Origin of the sequence: Pedococcus sp. (genome assembly GCF_036554925.1) — a bacterium.
Lineage (GTDB): Bacteria > Actinomycetota > Actinomycetes > Actinomycetales > Dermatophilaceae > Pedococcus_A.
Genome location: NZ_DATBMI010000099.1, coordinates 1 through 17,461, shown reverse-complemented (window position 1 = coordinate 17,461; position 17,461 = coordinate 1). Strand labels below are relative to the sequence as shown.

The 17,461-nt window shown below is 72.9% G+C and carries 15 protein-coding genes, 1 tRNA gene and 1 pseudogene; 4 read left to right on the top strand and 13 right to left on the bottom strand.

Annotated elements, in window-relative coordinates; all coding sequences use genetic code 11:
- The 6 genes and pseudogenes from VIB11_RS08370 to VIB11_RS08345 form a co-directional block, all read right to left on the bottom strand.
- Positions 1 to 488 (bottom strand): annotated as a pseudogene (locus VIB11_RS08370) (hypothetical protein); the annotation flags it as partial.
- Between the two features lie 6 nt (positions 489 to 494).
- Complete coding sequence (locus VIB11_RS08365) at positions 495 to 1,388, bottom strand: MoxR family ATPase (protein WP_332030207.1); 894 nt, start codon at positions 1,386 to 1,388, stop codon at positions 495 to 497.
- Between the two features lie 75 nt (positions 1,389 to 1,463).
- The gene (locus VIB11_RS08360; RefSeq protein WP_332030205.1) at positions 1,464 to 1,778 is read right to left on the bottom strand and encodes a hypothetical protein; all 315 of its coding nucleotides are present in this window, start codon (positions 1,776 to 1,778) and stop codon (positions 1,464 to 1,466) included.
- Complete coding sequence (locus tag VIB11_RS08355; protein ID WP_414695785.1) at positions 1,775 to 7,294, bottom strand: carboxyl transferase domain-containing protein; 5,520 nt, start codon at positions 7,292 to 7,294, stop codon at positions 1,775 to 1,777. Before VIB11_RS08355 ends, VIB11_RS08360 begins: the two co-directional genes overlap by 4 nt.
- A gap of 145 nt (positions 7,295 to 7,439) precedes the next feature.
- Positions 7,440 to 8,672 carry an AI-2E family transporter gene (locus VIB11_RS08350; protein WP_332030201.1) on the bottom strand — a complete coding sequence of 411 codons (1,233 nt, stop codon included), beginning with the start codon at positions 8,670 to 8,672 and terminating at the stop codon, positions 7,440 to 7,442.
- 199 nt (positions 8,673 to 8,871) lie between these two features.
- Entirely contained in the window at positions 8,872 to 10,323 is a 1,452-nt protein-coding gene (locus tag VIB11_RS08345) for a PLP-dependent aminotransferase family protein (protein WP_332030199.1), read from the bottom strand.
- Positions 10,324 to 10,384: 61 nt separating this feature from the next.
- On the opposite strand from VIB11_RS08345, the gene VIB11_RS08340 reads away from it, so the two are divergent.
- Entirely contained in the window at positions 10,385 to 11,113 is a 729-nt protein-coding gene (locus tag VIB11_RS08340; RefSeq protein WP_332030197.1) for a hypothetical protein, read from the top strand.
- A gap of 36 nt (positions 11,114 to 11,149) precedes the next feature.
- On the opposite strand, the gene VIB11_RS08335 is transcribed toward VIB11_RS08340, so the two are convergent.
- The 4 genes from VIB11_RS08335 to VIB11_RS08320 form a co-directional block, all read right to left on the bottom strand.
- Positions 11,150 to 11,476: a hypothetical protein gene (locus tag VIB11_RS08335; protein ID WP_332030195.1), complete on the bottom strand. Its 327-nt coding sequence runs from the start codon at positions 11,474 to 11,476 to the stop codon at positions 11,150 to 11,152.
- 41 nt (positions 11,477 to 11,517) lie between these two features.
- A complete protein-coding gene (locus tag VIB11_RS08330) occupies positions 11,518 to 12,030 on the bottom strand; it encodes a hypothetical protein (RefSeq protein WP_332030193.1) in 513 nt (170 codons plus the stop codon).
- A 73-nt stretch (positions 12,031 to 12,103) separates the two neighbouring features.
- Positions 12,104 to 12,508 (bottom strand): SHOCT domain-containing protein, encoded by a 405-nt coding sequence (locus VIB11_RS08325; RefSeq protein WP_332030191.1) that lies wholly within the window; start codon positions 12,506 to 12,508, stop codon positions 12,104 to 12,106.
- Between the two features lie 270 nt (positions 12,509 to 12,778).
- Positions 12,779 to 12,862: transfer RNA gene (locus VIB11_RS08320), tRNA-Tyr, on the bottom strand.
- A 77-nt stretch (positions 12,863 to 12,939) separates the two neighbouring features.
- Here VIB11_RS08320 and VIB11_RS08315 point away from each other — a divergent pair.
- The 3 genes from VIB11_RS08315 (at position 12,940) to VIB11_RS08305 (ending at position 13,992) form a co-directional block, all read left to right on the top strand.
- The gene (locus VIB11_RS08315; RefSeq protein ID WP_332030189.1) at positions 12,940 to 13,434 is read left to right on the top strand and encodes a YajQ family cyclic di-GMP-binding protein; all 495 of its coding nucleotides are present in this window, start codon (positions 12,940 to 12,942) and stop codon (positions 13,432 to 13,434) included.
- Between the two features lie 113 nt (positions 13,435 to 13,547).
- Positions 13,548 to 13,703: a hypothetical protein gene (locus tag VIB11_RS08310; protein ID WP_332030187.1), complete on the top strand. Its 156-nt coding sequence runs from the start codon at positions 13,548 to 13,550 to the stop codon at positions 13,701 to 13,703.
- A gap of 103 nt (positions 13,704 to 13,806) precedes the next feature.
- A complete protein-coding gene (locus VIB11_RS08305; protein ID WP_332030185.1) occupies positions 13,807 to 13,992 on the top strand; it encodes a hypothetical protein in 186 nt (61 codons plus the stop codon).
- A 9-nt stretch (positions 13,993 to 14,001) separates the two neighbouring features.
- Here VIB11_RS08305 and VIB11_RS08300 read toward each other — a convergent pair whose 3' ends face one another.
- The 3 genes from VIB11_RS08300 to VIB11_RS08290 form a co-directional block, all read right to left on the bottom strand.
- A complete protein-coding gene (locus VIB11_RS08300; protein ID WP_332030183.1) occupies positions 14,002 to 14,613 on the bottom strand; it encodes a dienelactone hydrolase family protein in 612 nt (203 codons plus the stop codon).
- Between the two features lie 53 nt (positions 14,614 to 14,666).
- Positions 14,667 to 17,153: an aminopeptidase N gene (pepN, locus tag VIB11_RS08295; RefSeq protein ID WP_332030181.1), complete on the bottom strand. Its 2,487-nt coding sequence runs from the start codon at positions 17,151 to 17,153 to the stop codon at positions 14,667 to 14,669.
- 91 nt (positions 17,154 to 17,244) lie between these two features.
- Positions 17,245 to 17,448 (bottom strand): cold-shock protein, encoded by a 204-nt coding sequence (locus VIB11_RS08290; protein ID WP_332030179.1) that lies wholly within the window; start codon positions 17,446 to 17,448, stop codon positions 17,245 to 17,247.
- Positions 17,449 to 17,461: the final 13 nt, after the last annotated feature.

Genomic DNA, 17,461 nt, shown 5'->3' with positions numbered 1-17,461 from the left:
CGCCACGGCTCGTGCCGGTGGGCCCGGCGCCGCGGCGCCCGGGGCCGGAGCCGGGCGAACAGCGCGGCCAGCTCGGCCCGCTCCCTGGCGCCCAGCTCGGCGACGTCACGATGGCGCAGCACCTCCGTGGTGCTGGCCATCGCGGTGACGACGTCCTCGTCCGGGGACGGCTCGTGGCCGGGGCGTCCCCCGTCCGCGAGGTCCGCGACGGCCACCGTGCGGCGCGGCCGCTGCGGAGCGCGACGGGTGGCGCCGGGGGTGGCGCCGAACCACGCGGCATACACCTGGTCGTAGCGCTCGAGGTCTGACGGGCTCGAGCACAGCGTGGCCCGTCCCGCCCAGTACGTGGCCGCCTGGTCGTCGAGGCCCACCTCGGCCACGGCCTCGAGGTAGGTGCGCTCCCGGTCGGCGGTGACGGGCAGGCCCGCAGCCCGCAGCGCGCGGGCGAAGCCCAGCAGCAGCTCGTCGGGCCCGCGCGCGCCTGGCATCGCCGGCTACCGTCCGAGGATCCGGGCGAGAGCGGCCCTGACCCGCTCTGCGTCCTCGTGGTACTTGACGGCCACCCCCACCGTCGCGGCGGTCGTCTCGAGGTCGAGGTCTGTGGTCCCCAGCTCGTGCAGGGCCCGGGCCCAGTCCAAGGTCTCGGCGACCCCCGGAGGCTTGAGGAGGTCCTCCTCGGACCGCAGCCGCTGGACCGTCCGGACGACCTGCTCCGCCAGCCGCTCGCTCACCTCGGGGGCGCGGCTGCGGACGATGGCCAGCTCGCGCTGCAGCCCGGGGTGGTCGATCCAGTGGTAGAGGCAGCGGCGCTTGAGCGCGTCGTGCAGCTCGCGGGTGCGGTTGGAGGTGAGGACGACGATGGGCGCGGTGGCGGCGGTGATGGTCCCGAGCTCGGGGATGGTCACCTGCCACGTGGAGAGCACCTCGAGCAGGAACGCCTCGAACTCGTCGTCGGCCCGGTCCACCTCGTCGACGAGGAGGACCGCGGGCGACTCCCGCAACGCCCGCAGGACCGGCCGCGCCAGGAGGAAGCGGTCCGTGAAGAGCTCGTCCTCGACCGCCGTGACGTCGGTGTGGCTGTCGGGGGCCACCGCCTGCAGGGCCCGGAGGTGGAGGATCTGTCGGGGGAAGTCCCAGTCGTAGAGCGCCTGTGTGGAGTCGATGCCCTCGTAGCACTGGAGCCGGATGAGCGGCAGCTCGAGGGTCTGCGCGACCGCCTCGGCCAGGGCCGTCTTGCCCGTCCCGGGCTCGCCCTCCAGGAGGAGGGGCCGACCCAGCCGCAGGGACAGCCACGCCACCGTCGACAGCGCGTCGTCGGCGAGGTAGCCCGTCTCCCCCAGCCGCTTCGCCAGCTCGGCTGCTGACGAGAACGCTTCCCTGGGCTCCATGAGGCCAAGCATTACCCACAATCCCGGCGGGGAGAACCCCGGCGCCGGGGAACCTCGCCCCGGAGGGCGGACCGGCTAGCGTCCGGGCGTCCGGTCGTCGCGGTGCAGCAGCTCGACGGGGTCGCGGTGGAGCAGCTCCGCGGCGTCGCGGACGGCCTCCTCGCTCTCGACGTACATGTGCCCGCTCGCCGCCTCCTGGGCCACGGCCAGCACCCAGTTGTGCGGCTGTCGCGGCAGGCCCCGGTCGGCGAGGGAGCGCTCGAGGTCGTCGACGACCTCGGGCACCGGCCGCCCGGCGCTCCGCTCGGCGAGCTCGGTGATGACGGCCTGGATGACGGCGAGGTGCGGCCGCCGGGCGTCGTGGGCCGGCTCGTACGGTTCTTCGGTCATGGCGTCGTCCTCCTCGACTCGATGGCCTCGATGATGCGCGGGCGCAGCTCGGCCGCGCCGATGACGGCGTCCACCGAGCCGACCGAGACGGCACGGTGGATGCTGTGCACGCCGTCGAACTCGGCGGCGACCTGCCCGAGCTTCTCGGCGCGCACGGCGGTGCGGACCTCGGCGAGCTCGGTGGCAAGCTGCGCCCGCTGCGGTCCACGGGCCTCGCCGAGCTGCGCCTCCAGCGCGGTGACCCTCGGGTCGGAGGCGGTGCGGGCGTCCACGTCGCGCGAGAACACCACCGCCGCCGCGGGGGCGCCGCCGATGACCGAGGCGTACGAGCCCTCCACGGCGAGCACGGTCATGTTCGGGTTCAGCGCCTTGGAGAACACCACGAACGCCCCGCCGTGGTAGCGCGAGACGACCACGAACACGATCGGGCCCTCGAAGTTGACGATGGCACGGCCGATCTCCGCGCCGTACTCGAGCTGCAGGTTCCGCATGGAGTCGGGCGAGCCGTCGAAGCCCGACAGGTTGGCGAGCACCACGAGCGGACGGTTGCCGCTCGCGGCGTTGATCGCGCGCGCCGCCTTCTTCGACGACCGGGGGAACAGCGTGCCCGCGGTGTAGGTGTCCGGGCCGTCAGTGGGCGGGAAGCCGCGGCGCGGCACGGACTTGGACTCGACGCCGAGCAGGCACACGGCATACCCGCCGATGTGGGCGTCCTGGACCACCGCTGTCTCGGCGTCCGCCATGCCCGCCCAGCGCTCCAGCGTCGGGTGGTCCTGGTCGGAGACCGCCCGCATCAGGGTCCGGATGTCGAAGGCCTTCTTGCGGTCCGGGTTCGTCGCCGAGGAGAAGATGTCGCCGACGGTTGTGAAGGTGCTGTCCGGGACGTCGTGCGGGAAGACCGTGACGTCGCGGTCGAGGGGGTCGGAGGTGGTCACCCGACGCGGACCGTCGTCGCCCGGGCGCACGTACGTGTGGTCGTAGTGCGCCATGAGCACGTCGCGCGCGCCGGCGAGGTCGGCGGCCCAGTACTGCGCCTGGCCGTTGGGGCCCATCACGCGGTCGTAGCCACCGATGCCGAAGTTGTCCTCGGCCGAGACGCCTCCGGAGAAGTCCAGCGACTGCTTGCCGGTGAGCACCATGGCGCTGTCCGGGGTCATCACGAGAATGCCCTTGGTGTGCATGAGCATCGTGGCCTCGGCGTTCCAGTACGGCTGCGCACCCACGTTGATGCCGGCCACGACGACGTTGATCTCACCGCCGGCCTGGGTGAACTCGACGATCCGTTTCAGCGCCCTGGCCCCCCAGTCCATGTTCTCGGTGCCGGAGTCCATGGAGATGCGGGCGCCGGCCGACAGCGCGAACCACTCGACGGGGACGCCCATCTCCTCGGCGAGGTCGAGGGCCGCGATGACCCGGGAGCACTCGGCCTCGGAGACCGCGCCCAGGGCCTTGAGCGGGTCGCCACAGAGCAGCACGCGCGTGACCCCCTCGGGGTGGAGCCTGGTCGGCGTGGTCACGACGCCCGCGATGATGCCGGCCTTGTTCAGGCCGTACGGGCGGTCGACCGGGACGAGGGAGCCCGTGTCGTCGAGGTCGTACTCGGTCGCGGTGCCACCCTGCCCGGCCACCATCGAGACCAGCTCGTAGGGGTAGACCAGCCCGCGCCGGCGGGCCCGGACGACCTTCTGGGCGTAGTCGTCGAGGGGCTTGAGGCGCTCGGTCGGCGGTTCCTCGATCGAGGTCACGACCCCCGATCCGGGCTGGTACGAGAACCGGGCCGCGATGGGGTGCACCGTGCCGTCCGTCGCAGCGATCCGCCCGGTGACCAGGACCTCCTCGATCCCCGCTCCCGCGGTCAGTGGTGAGATCTTGGCCTGGAGCGCGGTGAGCTGGTCGAGGTCGGCCTCGATGACCGGCCAGATCTCGATCCACACGTGGTTCATGTCCAGGCGCGGGCCGGCGGAGCCACGTGCGGTGCGGGCCCGGCGGATCGCCTCGAGGCAGTTGGCTATCGCGCGCTCGGCGTGCGGCAGGGCGGTGACCCGGCCCTCGTCGTCGCGCACCACGGCGAGCTGTCGCACCTGTGAGAGCGCCACGAGACGCTGGTCGGCGTCGTTCCCCGTCGCGGCGCAGTGGTACAGCAGCACGTCCTCGGGTGCCTCGAGACGGGTGACGTCGAAGTCACGCAGCCGCCACAGGTTGAGCCGGCGCCCCACCATCGGGTGCACTCCCCGCACGAGGGTGTCCTCGACCATCGCCCCGCCAGCCACCGGGCGGAAGGTGAAGTAGTCGACCGGCCGACCGCCGCCACCGGAGACGGCCAGGGCCACCCGCCGCACCTGGTCGGTGAACGGCAGGGCGGCCAGGAGGTCGGCGAGCTGGGCGGAGGCGTCCTCGGGCGACTCCGGCTGCTCCGGCCACGAGAGGTAGAGGTCGACCACGGCCTCGTAGCCGATCGGACGCGCGGCCACCTCGCCGGTGACGTCACGCACCAAGGCGGTCCCGTCGACGAGCTCGGAGACGAGCCCGACGGTCGTGACGAGGTGCGTGTGCCGGCCGTCGAGGGTGTAGTCGGCGACGGCGAACGGGCGGCCGTCCTCGGTGGCCGTGCTCAGGCCGTGCAGCTCGTGCCCGCGGTAGTGCCGCTTGATGAGCACCTCGAGCAGCGGCTCCTCCTCGGGTACACCCCCCTCGAGCCGCTCGGCGAGGAAGCGGACGATCTGCTCGGGGATTGCCGCCAGCGCGTCGATGCGGGCAGCGCGGTCGGGGGCGCCCGGGTCGGCGGCCAGCGCCGCCACCTCGTCGCGCACCCCCGCCAGGACGCTCGCCCGCTCCTCGTCGACCAGCGGCTGGTCGAACCACCGGAACCGCACGCTGCGGGCCAGGTCGCCGACGACCGGGAAGCGCAGCTGCGTGGCGAGGACCAGCCGGTCGAGCAGCTCGCGCGCCGCCTGGTCGACGGCCGGCTCGGGCCGCGGCTCGACGAGCCAGCGCTGGAGCAGGCTGGTCGCGAGCAGGACATCCGGAAGGCTGCGCTGCTGGGCGAGGAAGACCCGGAAGACCGCCTCCTCCAGCGCAGGGGTGCGGTCGAGGTCGGCGACCCCGTAGTGCTCCAGGACGCGCCCGAGCTTGGCGCGGAACTGGTCGGGCAGGCCCCCGCGCTCCACGTCCAGGCTCTGCAGGTAGGTGTGGAAGTGCTCCCGGGGGCTGTGCACGCGGTTCTCGACGTGCAGCTCCTCGTCGGCGGGCCGGTTGCGGCTCAGCTCCGCGAAGTCGGCGAAGACCCCGAGGGCTGCCACCTCGTCGGCGATCGGCGACTGCCCGGCGGCGACGAGCTCGTCCCGCGCCGCGAGGTAGCCCTCCAGGGTCCGGCCCTCGTCGCGCGGGTCGATGTCGTAGCCGAGCACCATGGCGCACAGGTCCGCCAGGCCACGCCGGGCCCGGTCGGCCGGGGAGGCGGGCTGCGTCGGGTGCCCGTTCAGGTCGAGCTCGACACCCTCGCCGGCAGCCTCCTCCACGATCTCGTCGCCGTCGCCGACGGGCTCGAGCCGCAGCAGCGGCGCGCCGGTCTCGACCTGGCTTCCCGCGGAGACCAGCAGCTCCTTGACCCGCGCGGAGAAGGGCGCCGGGATCACCGTCTCCATCTTCATCGACTCGAGCACGAGCACCGGCGCCCCGGCGGCGACCTCGTCGCCCACGGCCACCGGGGTCGCGACCACGAGAGCCGGCGCGGGCGAGCGCAGGACCCCGCCCTCGTCGCGGCTCACCCGGTGGGTGACGCCGTCGACCTCGACGAGGTGGACCGGGCCGTGGGTGGCGGTGAGGAGCCGGTGGGTGCGGCCGGAGACCGTGATCCGGCTGGCGTACTCGTCGATCCTCGCGAGGTCGGCGTCGACCAGGTGCTCCTCGCTCCCGGCGGCGATGGCCACCCGGAAGCGGTGGGGCCCGGTGCGGGCGACCATGACCTTGTATGCCGTGCCGCGCAGCTTGAGGTCGATGGCGCGGCCGACCTGGTGCTGGACCTGGGGTCGTCCACCGTGCGCGGTCTCGAGCAGCCGGGTGCGCTCGACCGCCTCGGCCTCCTCGTACCCCTCGATGCCGGCAGCGACCAGGGCGATGCCGGAGTGGCGGTGGGACACCAGGCGGCCCTCGCCGCGGACCCGGTCGATCCAGCCGGTGTCGGCGCTGCCGTCGACCACCTCCGGCTGGTCCAGCAGGTCGAGGATGAAGCTCTTGTTGGTGGCGCCACCCTCGATGACGACCGCCGTCTCGGCCATCGCCCGCCGCAGGCGCGCCATCGCCTCCTCGCGGGTGCGGCCGTAGGCGATGATCTTGGCGATCATGGAGTCGAAGTCCGCCGGGATGGAGTCGCCCTCGCCGACGCCGGTGTCGACCCGGATGCCCGGTCCCGCCGGCAGGTTGAGCAGGGCGATCCGCCCCGGCGACGGTGCGAAGTCGCGGTCGGGGTCCTCGGCGTTGAGGCGGGCCTCGACGGCGTGGCCGACCTCGGCGGGGCGCTCCCCCTCGAGGCGCCCGCCCGCGGCGACGTGGATCTGCGCCTTGACGAGGTCGAGGTCCGTCGTCGCCTCGGTGATGGGGTGCTCGACCTGCAGCCGCGTGTTGACCTCGAGGAAGGCGAAGAACTTCTCGCCCGGGTGGTAGAGGAACTCCACCGTGCCGGCGCCGGCGTAGCCCACCGCCACCGCGAGTCGCTCTGCGCTGGCCCTGAGCTCTGCCGCCTGCTCGTCGGTGAGGACCGGTGAGGCGGACTCCTCGATGACCTTCTGGTTGCGGCGCTGGACCGAGCAGTCCCGGACCCCGACGGCCCAGGCCGTGCCCTGGCCGTCGGCGATGACCTGCACCTCGACGTGGCGGGCCCCGGTGACGAGCCGCTCGAGGAAGACGACGCCGGAGCCGAAGGCCCGGGCGGCCTCGTCGCGGGTCCGCTCGTAGGCCTCCGTGAGGTCCTCGTCGGAGGCGACCATCCGGATGCCGCGGCCGCCGCCTCCCGCGGTCGCCTTGAGCATGAGCGGGTACCCGATCTTCGAGGCCGCCGCCTTGGCCTCCTCCAGCGTGTCCACCCCGCCACCGCTCCACGGCGCCACGGGCACGCCGACCTCCTCGGCGATCAGCTTGGAGCCGATCTTGTCCCCCAGCTTGCGCATGGCCTCCGGGCCGGGGCCGATGAAGGTGACGCCGACTCGCCCGCACAGCTCGGCGAACGCCGGGTCCTCCGCGACGAAGCCCCAGCCGACCCACGCGGCGTCCGCGCCGGTCTCGACGAGGGCACGCTCGAGGACCTCGTGGTTGATGTAGGGCCGATCGCCTGCCGGGCCGAGGCAGTACGAGAGGTCGGCCTCGCGCACGAACATGGCCGTGCGCTCGCCCTCGGTGAACAGCGCGACCGTCTCGATGCGGTGCCCGCCCTCGCCGGCTTCGGCGTTGAGGTCGCGCACTGCGTGGATGAGCCGCATGGCGGCCTCACCGCGGTTGACGATGGCGATGCGCGAGAACATGCGGGCGGCCTCCAGGTGTGTCACCGACGGGTCGTGCGGCCAGGGCGCGTGAGTGCGTCACAGGTCACAGGCCGAGCCTGTCACGGCTTGTGGGTGACTCGCGAGTAATGCGGCCCCGCACGGGCAGGGGTCGTGCCGGGCAGGCTCAGGCGCGGTGCCCGTTCCCCTCGTCCTCACCCTGCTCGCGACCAGCGATCGGGTCGTCGCCGCTCCCAGCCGTGCCCGCGGGTCCGCCGGGGTCGTACGGGTCGGCCAGCTCCCCGGTCACGAGGGCCGGCACGACGTGCGTGCGCTCGAAGTAGGCGTCGAAGACGGCGAGCAGCATGGCTGTGACGGGGATGGCCAGCAGGGCCCCGCCGGCGCCGAACAGTGAGGCGCCGAGCATCACGGAGGCGAAGGCGACCCCGGGGTGCAGGTGGACGGCGCGGGCGCTGATGCGCGGTTCCAGCGTGAGGTTCTCCACCTGCTGGTAGAGCACCGCCCACCCGAGCGCCGCCACGCCGATCCAGGGCTCCGGGCTGGCCAGTCCCACGAGGACGGGGAGGGCGATGGCGATGTACGTGCCGATCGTCGGGACGAACTGCGCCACCAGGCCGGTCCAGATCCCGAGGGCGAGCCATGACGGCATCCCGATGACGAGGAAGACGATGGCGGACGTGACCCCGTTGATGGTCGCCAGCACGACGCGGGCCGCGACGTACCCGCCGGTCTTCTCCAGCGAGAGGTCCCAGACGCTGAGGAAGAGGCGCTGGGGCTGGGGCGGCATCAGCGAGGCCAGCCACTGCCGCAGCCTCGGGCCGTCCGCGGACAGGTAGAAGGTCAGCAGGATGATCGCGAAGAAGCTGAAGATCGCCGCCGCGACCGAGCCCGCCAGCCCGAGGAGCCCACCGAGGACGTCCTGGGCGTAGACGGCGACGTCATCGGGGGACAGCGAGATCGAGGCGAGGATGTCGCCGGCCTGGTAGTTGGTCCCCAGGGTGTCGTTGGCCCAGCCGAGCACGGCCTCGACGATCGCGGGCAGCCCGCGCAGCAGCTGTGCGGCCTGCTCGACGAAGAGGCTCCCGAACGCGACGAGGAAGCCGATGGCGAACAGGCCGGCGCCGACCATGACCACCAACGTCGCGAGGCTCCGCCGCATCCGGGTGGACAGCTTCGCCACGGCCGGCTCCATGGCGAGGGAGAGGAACCACGACATCACGACCGTGAAGATGACCGACCCGCCGTCGGCGAGGACGAACCTCGCGAAGAGCAGCAGGGCTGCCAGGCCGGCGAGGGTGAGGCCCACCCGCCAGACGTTCGCGGGCACCAGGACCGTCCGGACCGTCGGGATGTGTCCCGGCACGCCCGGCGTCGGACCTGCGCCCAGTTCAGTCGTCACTCCGCCGCACCTCCTCGGCCCAGCTGCGGCCTCTTCCCCGGTCGGGGCGCCGGTGGTTCGGCCACTGCCCGAGTGTGTCAGGAGTGGCACATGTGTGTGGCGTCGGCAGGGAGAAAGTCGCCGATTCCCCCTTCACGAGGGCTGCTGCGGAGGTCGCGACGGGCGTCGCGCTGGGGGCTGCCGGGTCGGGGCCAGGCGCTCAGGCGACCAGCGGGGTGCGGCGCCGGACGGAGCGCCGCCGCGCGGCGCGGCCCGCGGTGGCGCTCTCCCACGCCCGTGCCAGCCGGTCGACGGCGTCGACGAGGACCTCGGGCGGGTGCGTGAACGGCAGCCGGAGCCACCGCTCGAGCCCGCCCTCGACCGCGAACTGCGGGCCCGACGCCAGCACCAGCCCCTCGGCCTCGGCGGCCACCGTGACGGCGGTGGAGAGCGCCTGCGGCAGCTGGCACCACAGGCTGAGGCCGCCGCGGGGCACCGCCACGTGCCACTCCGGCAGCCGGGCCGACAGGGCGCCCACGAGCGCGTCGCGTGAGGCGACCAGTGACGCGCGGCGCTCGGCGACCAGGGCCTCGCGCCCGGCCAGGAGCCGGAGCAGCGCCAGCTGCTCGACCACGGGCGCACCGAGGTCGAGCATGAGCCGCTGCTGCAGCAGGGCCGGCATCAGCCCGGCCGGAGCCCGCACCCAGCCGATCCGCAGTCCGCCCCAGAACGTCTTGCTCGCGCTGCCGACGGTGACCGACCGCGGCAGGTGCGCCGCGAACGGCTCCGGCATCGGCCCGGTCGTGTCGAGCGCCAGCTCGGCCAGCGTCTCGTCGATGACCGGGACGGTGCGCGCGCGCCCCAGCACCCCGGCGATGGTCTCGCGCTGCGCGCTCGGCATCAGGGCGCCCGTCGGGTTGTGGAAGTCCGGGATCAGCAGGGCCGCCCGCGGGGTCGTCTGCCGCACTGCGGCCGCCAGTGCCTCGTCGTCCCAGCCGGCGGGGTCGAGCGGGAGGGAGACCGGGCGAGCGCCCGTCTGGCGCAGCGTCGCGATCGCGTTGGGGTACGTCGGGCTCTCCATCAGCACGCGGTCACCGGGGCCCAGCAGCGCGCGTCCCGCCAGCGCGATCGCGGCCAGTGCGCCAGAGGTGACCATCACCTCGTCAGCGGTGGTGGCCAGGCCGCGGTCCCGGTAGCGGGCGGCGATGGCCTCGCGCAGGTCCGGCAGGCCCAGCGGGTGGTAGCCGGCGCCGGCGGTGTAGCAGGGCAGCTCCTCCACGGCCTCCCGGTAGGCGGCGGCCAGCCCGGCGGGGGCCGGCATGGCGGCACAGGTCAGGTCGATGCTGCCGGCGGTGTCCAGACCCGGGTTGAGCCCGGCGGCGACCTCGCGGCGCTGCCGGTACGGCAGGGCGGCCTCGCTGCCCGAGCCGCGGCGGGACGAGAGGTAGCCGCGGTCCCGCAGCACGGCATACGCGCGGGTCACGGTGGTGCGGCTGACGTCGAGGGTGCCGGTGAGCTCGCGCTCGCTCGGCAGACGCGTGCCCGGCGGGATGCGGCCGTCGGCGATGAGCAGGCGCAGGCCGTCGGCCAGCCCGAGGTAGGCCGGTGACCTCTCGGTGGCCGGGCCGAGCAGCGCCGCGAGCCGGGACGCGGAGACGGAGCGGGTGGGCACGTGGCCACTGTCGCACAAGTGGCTATGGATGAGAAGGCCACTTCTCCCCGACCATCGAGGCATGTCCTCGTCCCGTTCCCTGGCCCCGCTCACTCCCCGGCAGCAGCTGCGAGCCGGCCGGCTGCCGCGCCGGCTCGTCCAGCTCCACGCCGGGCTCACCCTCTACGGCGTGTCGATGGCCATGATGATCCGTGCCGAGCTGGGCCTGGACCCGTGGGACGTCTTCCACTACGGCGTGGCCCGCCACGTCGACGCCAGCTTCGGGACCATCGTGATCGCCGTCGGCGCCCTGGTGCTGCTGCTGTGGATCCCCCTGCGGCAGTGGCCCGGCCTGGGCACGGTGGCGAACGTCGTCGTCATCGGGCTCGCCACCGACGCCGCCCTCGCCGTGCTGACCACGCCCGACGCGCTCTGGGCCCGGGCGCTGCTGCTCGGCGGCGGCATCGCGGTCAACGGCCTGGCCGGCGCGATGTACATCGGCAGCCAGTTCGGCGCCGGCCCCCGCGACGGCCTCATGACGGGCCTGGTCCGCAGGACCGGCCTGAGCGTGCGGCTGGTGCGCACCAGCCTCGAGCTCGCGGTCCTGGCCGTCGGCTGGCTGCTCGGCGGCGTCGTCGGCGTCGGCACCGTGCTGTATGCCGTGCTCATCGGCCCGATCGTGCACGCCCTGCTGCCGCGGCTCACCGTGGACCTCACGCAGCCGAAGGCCGCGCCACACCACGCTGCCGCCGGTGGGGTGCTGCCCACGGCGAGCGCCGCGCCGGACGCCCTGTCCGCCGCCACCCCGTGACCCCGCCGCCACCACCGCGTCGGCGCCCGCCGCCGCTCAGGCGCCGAGGCGGTCGGTGGCGCCGTAGACCTCGTACACGCGGACCTGCCACTCCCGGTCCACCAGGAACTCGTCGTCCCGGTCGTAGAACACGGCGTCGCGCCGGTCGTTGCCCGCAAAGGTCTCCATCGCCGTCACGTCGCGCCACAGGCTGAGCATCGTGAACTCGGTCCAGGGCCTGTCCTCCAGCTCCCGGCGCATCATGAGGACGCCGAGGTTCCCCTCGACGTCGGAGTAGCCCGACAGCGCCACCTCGTGCATGTAGTCCTCGTACTCGGCGGCTCGGGCGTTCTCGGTCCATCCGGTCCAGGTGCGCGCGATCATGCGTCGATCGTCGGCCCGCCGCAGCCGTGCGGCAAGGTTCGTCAGTGACCGGCCAGGCCGTTCTTCAGCCACGCGATGGCGAGGGCAACCGCCAGCACCGACAGCGCGTACGCCGCGGCCCGGCTCCGGCTCGCGCCGCCGCCCCGGGCCACGGCGAAGCCGACCAGCGCGATGAAGGCGGCCAGCACGAGCTGCACGAGGTCGAGCTCGGAGGACTCCGGGAAGAGGACCACGGGGACGGAGGCCAACAGCGCCACCGCCATCGCCCCCGCCAGCTGGGCACCAGCAGACTCGACGTCGTGCGCCCGCACCCTTCCGGCACCCACCAGCCGGGCCGAGACCCTGAAGGCGAACCAGTGCGCCAGGGCGAGCCCCACCGTGACGCCCCAGATGACGCCGAAGGCGGGGGCGTGCCCGGCGCCCGGGTCCGGCAGGGCGATGAGCGCCGCGAGCAGACAGATCGCCACGTAGAGAGCCATCGTGTACGCCTCCTTGCGGAGCTCGACAGCCTCGTCACGATGGGCCGGCGCCGCGGCGGCTGGTCCGTCCGTCATGGCGGCATGATGGCATCGCGCAGCAACGCCGGAGGGACCCTGGCTCGACAGTCGGCGGGCACGGCCGTTGAGGTCAGGCGAGCGCCTTTGCCTTGAGCGAGTCGAACTCGGCCTGCGTGATGGCCCCCGAGTCGAGCAGTGACTTGGCGCTCGCGATCTGGTCCGCCGGGCTCGTCGCCGCCGAGGAGGTGGCAGCCACCTGCTTGATGTACTGCTCCTGCTGGGCCTGCACCTGGGCCATGTCCGCCATCTGCCGCTCGGTCATGCTCCGGCCCCGGGCGATGATGTAGATCAGGGCGCCCAGCCAGGGCACGAAGATCAGCAGGACCGCCCAGGCGGCCTTGCCCCAGCCGCTGAGCGAGCGGTCGCGGAACAGGTCGACGACGCAGCGGAACCAGACGATGAGCGCGGCGATCCAGATGAAGAACCAGAAGCTCCACAGCAGGACGTCCCAGAAGTCGGTCGTGATGTTGTCCATGGCGACTGCCTCTCGTGGTCGCACGGGACGCCGCTGTATCGGCGCCACTCCGCCAGCCTTCCAGAGGGTGCACGCGACCTCATCCTCCCTGTCGGAGGAGAAACGCTCCCGCAGCGGACGAGGCGCGCAGACCGGCTCATCCCGAAGGTCGTGGTGTGCCGGGTCGGACACAGACCCTCGCCGAGGCCCTTCGGGCCCAGCCTGGCCCAGTGGCGGAGAAAGGGCCTCTGGCCGGCGTTTCCGCTGGCCAGAGGCCCTTCCTTGCACGCGTGGTGGCAGGTGAAGGATTCGAACCTTCGAAGCTTTCGCGACGGATTTACAGTCCGCTCCCATTGGCCGCTCGGGCAACCTGCCGTGTGCGCATGGAAGGATAGCAAGCAAGCCCGCGAATGCGAATTCGCTCTTCAGCCGTGCCCGGAAAGGACTTCGAGATGGCAGACAGCTCGTTCGACATCGTCAGCAAGGTGGACAGGCAGGAGGTCGACAACGCCCTCAACCAGGCCGCCAAGGAGGTCGCCCAGCGCTACGACTTCAAGGGTGTTGGCGCCTCGATCGACTGGAGCGGAGACAACGTCCTCATCAAGGCCAACACCGCCGAGCGGGTCCTGGCGGTCGTCGACGTCTTCGAGACCAAGCTCGTCCGCCGCGGTGTCTCGTTGAAGTCGATCGACTTCGGCGACAAGGAGCCCAAGCCCTCCGGCAAGGAGTACCGCCTCGAAGGCCCGCTCAAGGAGGGCATCTCGCAGGAGAATGCCAAGAAGATCTCCAAGATCATCCGCGACGAGGGCCCGAAGACGGTCAAGGCCACGATCCAGGGTGACGAGCTGCGCGTGGTGAGCAAGTCACGCGACGACCTCCAGGCGGTGCAGGCCCTGCTCAAGGGCAAGGACCTCGACGTCGCGCTGCAGTTCACCAACTACCGCTGACAGGCGCGCCTGCCGGTGTGCCGCCCTCGCACCACTGGCGGTGCGGGTGCAGTGCCCCACCCCGCGGCATACGGTGGGCGCGCACGTGACCCGACGAGCACGGAGGTTCCGAGATGACCGAGCAGCCCAAGGACGACGAGGTCCCCGGTGGCACCCTCCAGGGCAACGAGGAGGGCGCCTCCAGCGACGGCGACAGCGGCCCCTCGGGCGCCGCGGCCTCGAGCCCCGACACGGACGACGCGCGCGGGGACGACCGCGGGGACGACTAGGACGGCTCGCATCTGGCGCTAGTGGCTGCTTCTGGCGTTGACTTGGAGTAGGCCCGCGACGCCGGCGCGTGGTGCGTCCGGACCCCACCGGAGGAGGCACGCCATGGCTGCACACCACAAGGAACGGATGAGCGAGCACGTCCCGGGATGGAACCTGTCGGGCAACGAGCCCGGGGCCTCCTGCGACGGCGACTCGGGGCCGCAGGGGGCCCACCTGAACCCCAAGCCGGGCAACCACCCAGAGATGGCGCCGCACCCGGCGAAGACCCCACCCCGGCCGGGCGGCTGACCGGGCCGGTCAGGGCACGGCGGCTCCCGCCGCCGTCGCGTCGACGCGGGCGAGGAAGGCCAGCACGCGCTCCCACAGCAACGTGGCCTCCTCGGGCTGGAACTCGTCTGCCTTGCTGGCGTCGGTGAACACGTGGCCCGAGCCGGGGTAGTCGAACACCTCGCACCCACCCCCGGCCTCGCGCACCGTGGCAGCCACCGACTGCACCCACTCCTCGTTGCGGAACGGGTCATCGAGCGCGTAGTGGATCTGGGCGGGGACGCCGGCCGGCCACTGCGCACCGAGCACCTGCAGGGGCAGGGCGCCGGAGAGCATCAGCACGCCGGCGACCTCACCCGGCCGTGCGGTCGCGACGAACTCGGCCATCCCCCCGCCGTTGGAGAAGCCTGCGGTCACGAAGGGCGCGCGCAGCCCTGCGGTCGCGTCGAGCGCGAGCTGCATGAGGGCCGGGAACCCGATCGACTCGGCGTGGGCCGACGCCGACTCGTAGTCGTCGAAGGTGCGCCCGCCGTACTGGTCGACGACGAGCACCTCGTGGCCGTGGTCGCGCAGCAGCGCGGCGGCGTCGTGGACCCCCTCCCGGGGACCGAGGACGGAGTGGAACAGCGCGATCGTTGCCATGGACCCAGGCTAGGGCCCGGCACCGACAGGTCGGCGCGACACCTGGGCCGGGGTCAGGCGGCCGTCACGTCGAACCGCTGCCGCGAGCGCAGCGCCTCACGCAGCTCCGAGTCGGCGTCGACGATCGAGCGGCGCACGGCCGGGGTGAGGACGCCGTCGGCCGCGAGGGCCGCGGCGCTGGCGTCGGCGGTGGCCCGCTCCACGACCCGCGCGGGGAACGCGAGGGTGGCCACCCGCCCGAGAGCGTCCGCCCCGACCCAGGCCGACAGCGGCGGCACCTCGGCGAAGTAGCGCGGGACGAAGCCGCGGAGCACGTCGAGGTCGTCCTCGGACCAGAACCCGCCGGCCAGGGCGTTGAGCTCGTAGTTGGAGCGCTCGCGGTTGGTCGTGAGCTCGTGCCAGGCCCACTCCTTGGCCTCCGCGCCGGGCAACGCGGCCCTCGCGCCCAGTGCGCCGAGGCGCCCCGCCAGCGTGTCGTCGTCCCGGCGGACCGCCTCGATGTCCTCGGCGTCGACCAGTCCACGACCGGCGAGGTTGCGCACCACCAGCCACCGGAAGTCGGAGTCGCCCTCCAGCCCGGCGGGCAGGTGCTGCCGTCCCGCCCAGTCGCGCAGCAGGCCCTCGTCGGCGGAGCTGCGCGCCAGGAACCGCGCCGCGAGGAGGGCTGTCGTCGACCCCGGCACGCTGCGGGAGAGAAGCTCCTGGGCGGCCTTCGCCACCACCGCCTTTGCGCCGTCCTGCTCGTCCGGCGGCAGGAACGTCTGGATCACCCGCCCGAGCACTGCGGTGGCGACCCGGTTGAGCACCGACTCGTTGTCCTCGGCCGGCCACGCGGCGCCGAACGTCTCCACCACCAGCCGGGGGTCGACCGTGGCGAGGCAGACCCCGTCGACCAGGGCCGCCCACAGCACGGCGCGGGCCTGCGGGTCAGGGATGTCGGCGAGGCCCCGCGGGACGGCGGCGAGGGTGTCGCTGTCGAGGGCCACGGTCGCCCACGTGAGGTCCGAGGCGTTGGGCACCACGATGTGGGCCGGTGGCGCTGCCTTGAGCTCGGCACAGTCCGTCGTGTCGCCGAGTGCCGTCACCGGGACGCGGAAGACCTCCCGCCGGCCGGTGAACCCGGCGACGTCGAGGGTGTGCGGCCGGTCAGCCGGGTGGGCTGCCGGGGCCCTGCGGGTGACGACGCCACTCTCCTGGTCGGCGGCGATGACGTCGAGACCGGCGGTCAGCAGCCAGGCCCGGCTCCACCCCCCGAGGTCCAGGCCGGACGCGCGCTCCATGAACCCCAGGAAGTCAGCGAGGGTGCCGTTGCCGAAGGCGTGCTCGCGCAGGTACGCGCTCACCCCCTCGATGAAGGCGTCGTCGCCGATGTGGGCGATCAGCTGCCGCAGCGTCGCCGCGCCCTTGGCGTACGAGATCCCGTCGAAGTCCTGCAGCGCTGCCTGGGTGTCGAGTGCCGCCCCACCGGCGACCGGGTGCGTCGAGGGGGTGCGCTCGGCGGCATACCCCCACATCTTCCGCGCCACGGTCGAGTCGACCCAGCCCTCGGTGAACTCGGTGGCCGCCACGCAGGTGCGGTGCGCCATGTACTCGGCGAAGGACTCGTTGAGCCAGAGGTCGTCCCACCACCGCATGGTCACCAGGTCGCCGAACCACATGTGCGCCATCTCGTGGGCGATCGTGTTGGAACGGGTGAGCACCTCGTCGCGCGCGGCCGCACCCCGGAACACCATGGTGTCGCGGAACGTGACGCAGCCCGGGTTCTCCATCGCCCCGGCGTTGAACTCCGGGACGAACACCTGGTGGTACTCCCCGAACGGGTACCGGACGCCGAAGAGACCGTGGTAGTGGTCGAAGCAGGCCCGGGTGACCTCGAGCATCTGCGGCGCCTGCCGCTCCAGCGGCTCCCGCAGCGAGGCCCGGGCGTGCAGGCCCAGGGGGATGCCGTCGTGCTCGGTCCGCACGGACGCGTAGGGCCCGGCGCAGACCGTCACGAAGTACGTGGCCAGCGGCTGGGTCCGGGCGAGCTCCCACCGCCCGGGGCGCACCTGCGTGGCGCCACCGTTGCCGAGGACCTGCCAGCCCTCGGGGGCGGTGACGGACACGGCATACGGCGCCTTGAGGTCGGGCTGGTCGAAGCACGCGAACACGGTCGGGGCGGCGTCGAGGAAGAGGTGGCCGTAGACGTAGTGCTCGCCGTCGGCGGGGTCGACCGCCCGGTGCAGCCCCTGGCCGTCGCGGCTGTAGCGCATCGTCGTCGCGGCGACGACCGTGTTGTCCGCTGCCAGGCCGGCCAGCTCGACCCGGCCGTCGACGAGCTCCTCGGGGCCGATCGGCTCGCCGTTCAGGGTGAGCGAGGCCAGCTCGTGGGGCCGGAGGTCGAGGAAGGTGGCAGCGCCGGGCTCGCGGCACGTGAAGCGGATCGTCGTGGTCGAGCCGAAGGTGTCGGGGCCCTGGTCGAGGTCGAGGTCGACCTCCATGGAGGTGACGTCGATCAGCGTCGCGCGCCGGGTGGCCTCTGACCTGGTGAGGGAAGGCATGAGGTCGATTCTGTCAGCCCGCAACGACCGGAGCCCCCGACCACGTGGGTCGGGGGCTCCGGTGTCGCTGTCATGCAGCGGAGCGAGAAGCTCAGATGGCGGTGACGTTCTCCGCCTGCGGGCCCTTCGGGCCCTGGGTCACGTCGAACTCGACGCGCTGCGCCTCGTCGAGCGAGCGGTAGCCGCTCGTGGCGATCGCGCTGTAGTGCACGAAGACGTCGGGACCGCCGCCGTCCTGGGCGATGAAGCCGAAGCCCTTCTCAGCGTTGAACCACTTCACTGTTCCCTGTGCCATGGGATTCCTTCTT

What these genes read in the sequence shown, in the direction of transcription:
- pepN (WP_332030181.1), bottom strand. Translation starts at nt 17,153, where the DNA reads ATGCCTTCCCTCACCAGGTCAGAGGCCACCCGGCGCGCGACGCTGATC.
- VIB11_RS08330 (WP_332030193.1), bottom strand. Translation starts at nt 12,030, where the DNA reads ATGACGGACGGACCAGCCGCCGCGGCGCCGGCCCATCGTGACGAGGCT.
- VIB11_RS08305 (WP_332030185.1), top strand. Translation starts at nt 13,807, where the DNA reads ATGGCTGCACACCACAAGGAACGGATGAGCGAGCACGTCCCGGGATGG.
- VIB11_RS08300 (WP_332030183.1), bottom strand. Translation starts at nt 14,613, where the DNA reads ATGGCAACGATCGCGCTGTTCCACTCCGTCCTCGGTCCCCGGGAGGGG.
- VIB11_RS08310 (WP_332030187.1), top strand. Translation starts at nt 13,548, where the DNA reads ATGACCGAGCAGCCCAAGGACGACGAGGTCCCCGGTGGCACCCTCCAG.
- VIB11_RS08340 (WP_332030197.1), top strand. Translation starts at nt 10,385, where the DNA reads ATGTCCTCGTCCCGTTCCCTGGCCCCGCTCACTCCCCGGCAGCAGCTG.
- VIB11_RS08325 (WP_332030191.1), bottom strand. Translation starts at nt 12,508, where the DNA reads ATGGACAACATCACGACCGACTTCTGGGACGTCCTGCTGTGGAGCTTC.
- VIB11_RS08360 (WP_332030205.1), bottom strand. Translation starts at nt 1,778, where the DNA reads ATGACCGAAGAACCGTACGAGCCGGCCCACGACGCCCGGCGGCCGCAC.
- VIB11_RS08315 (WP_332030189.1), top strand. Translation starts at nt 12,940, where the DNA reads ATGGCAGACAGCTCGTTCGACATCGTCAGCAAGGTGGACAGGCAGGAG.
- VIB11_RS08335 (WP_332030195.1), bottom strand. Translation starts at nt 11,476, where the DNA reads ATGATCGCGCGCACCTGGACCGGATGGACCGAGAACGCCCGAGCCGCC.
- VIB11_RS08355 (WP_414695785.1), bottom strand. Translation starts at nt 7,294, where the DNA reads ATGTTCTCGCGCATCGCCATCGTCAACCGCGGTGAGGCCGCCATGCGG.
- VIB11_RS08365 (WP_332030207.1), bottom strand. Translation starts at nt 1,388, where the DNA reads ATGGAGCCCAGGGAAGCGTTCTCGTCAGCAGCCGAGCTGGCGAAGCGG.
- VIB11_RS08290 (WP_332030179.1), bottom strand. Translation starts at nt 17,448, where the DNA reads ATGGCACAGGGAACAGTGAAGTGGTTCAACGCTGAGAAGGGCTTCGGC.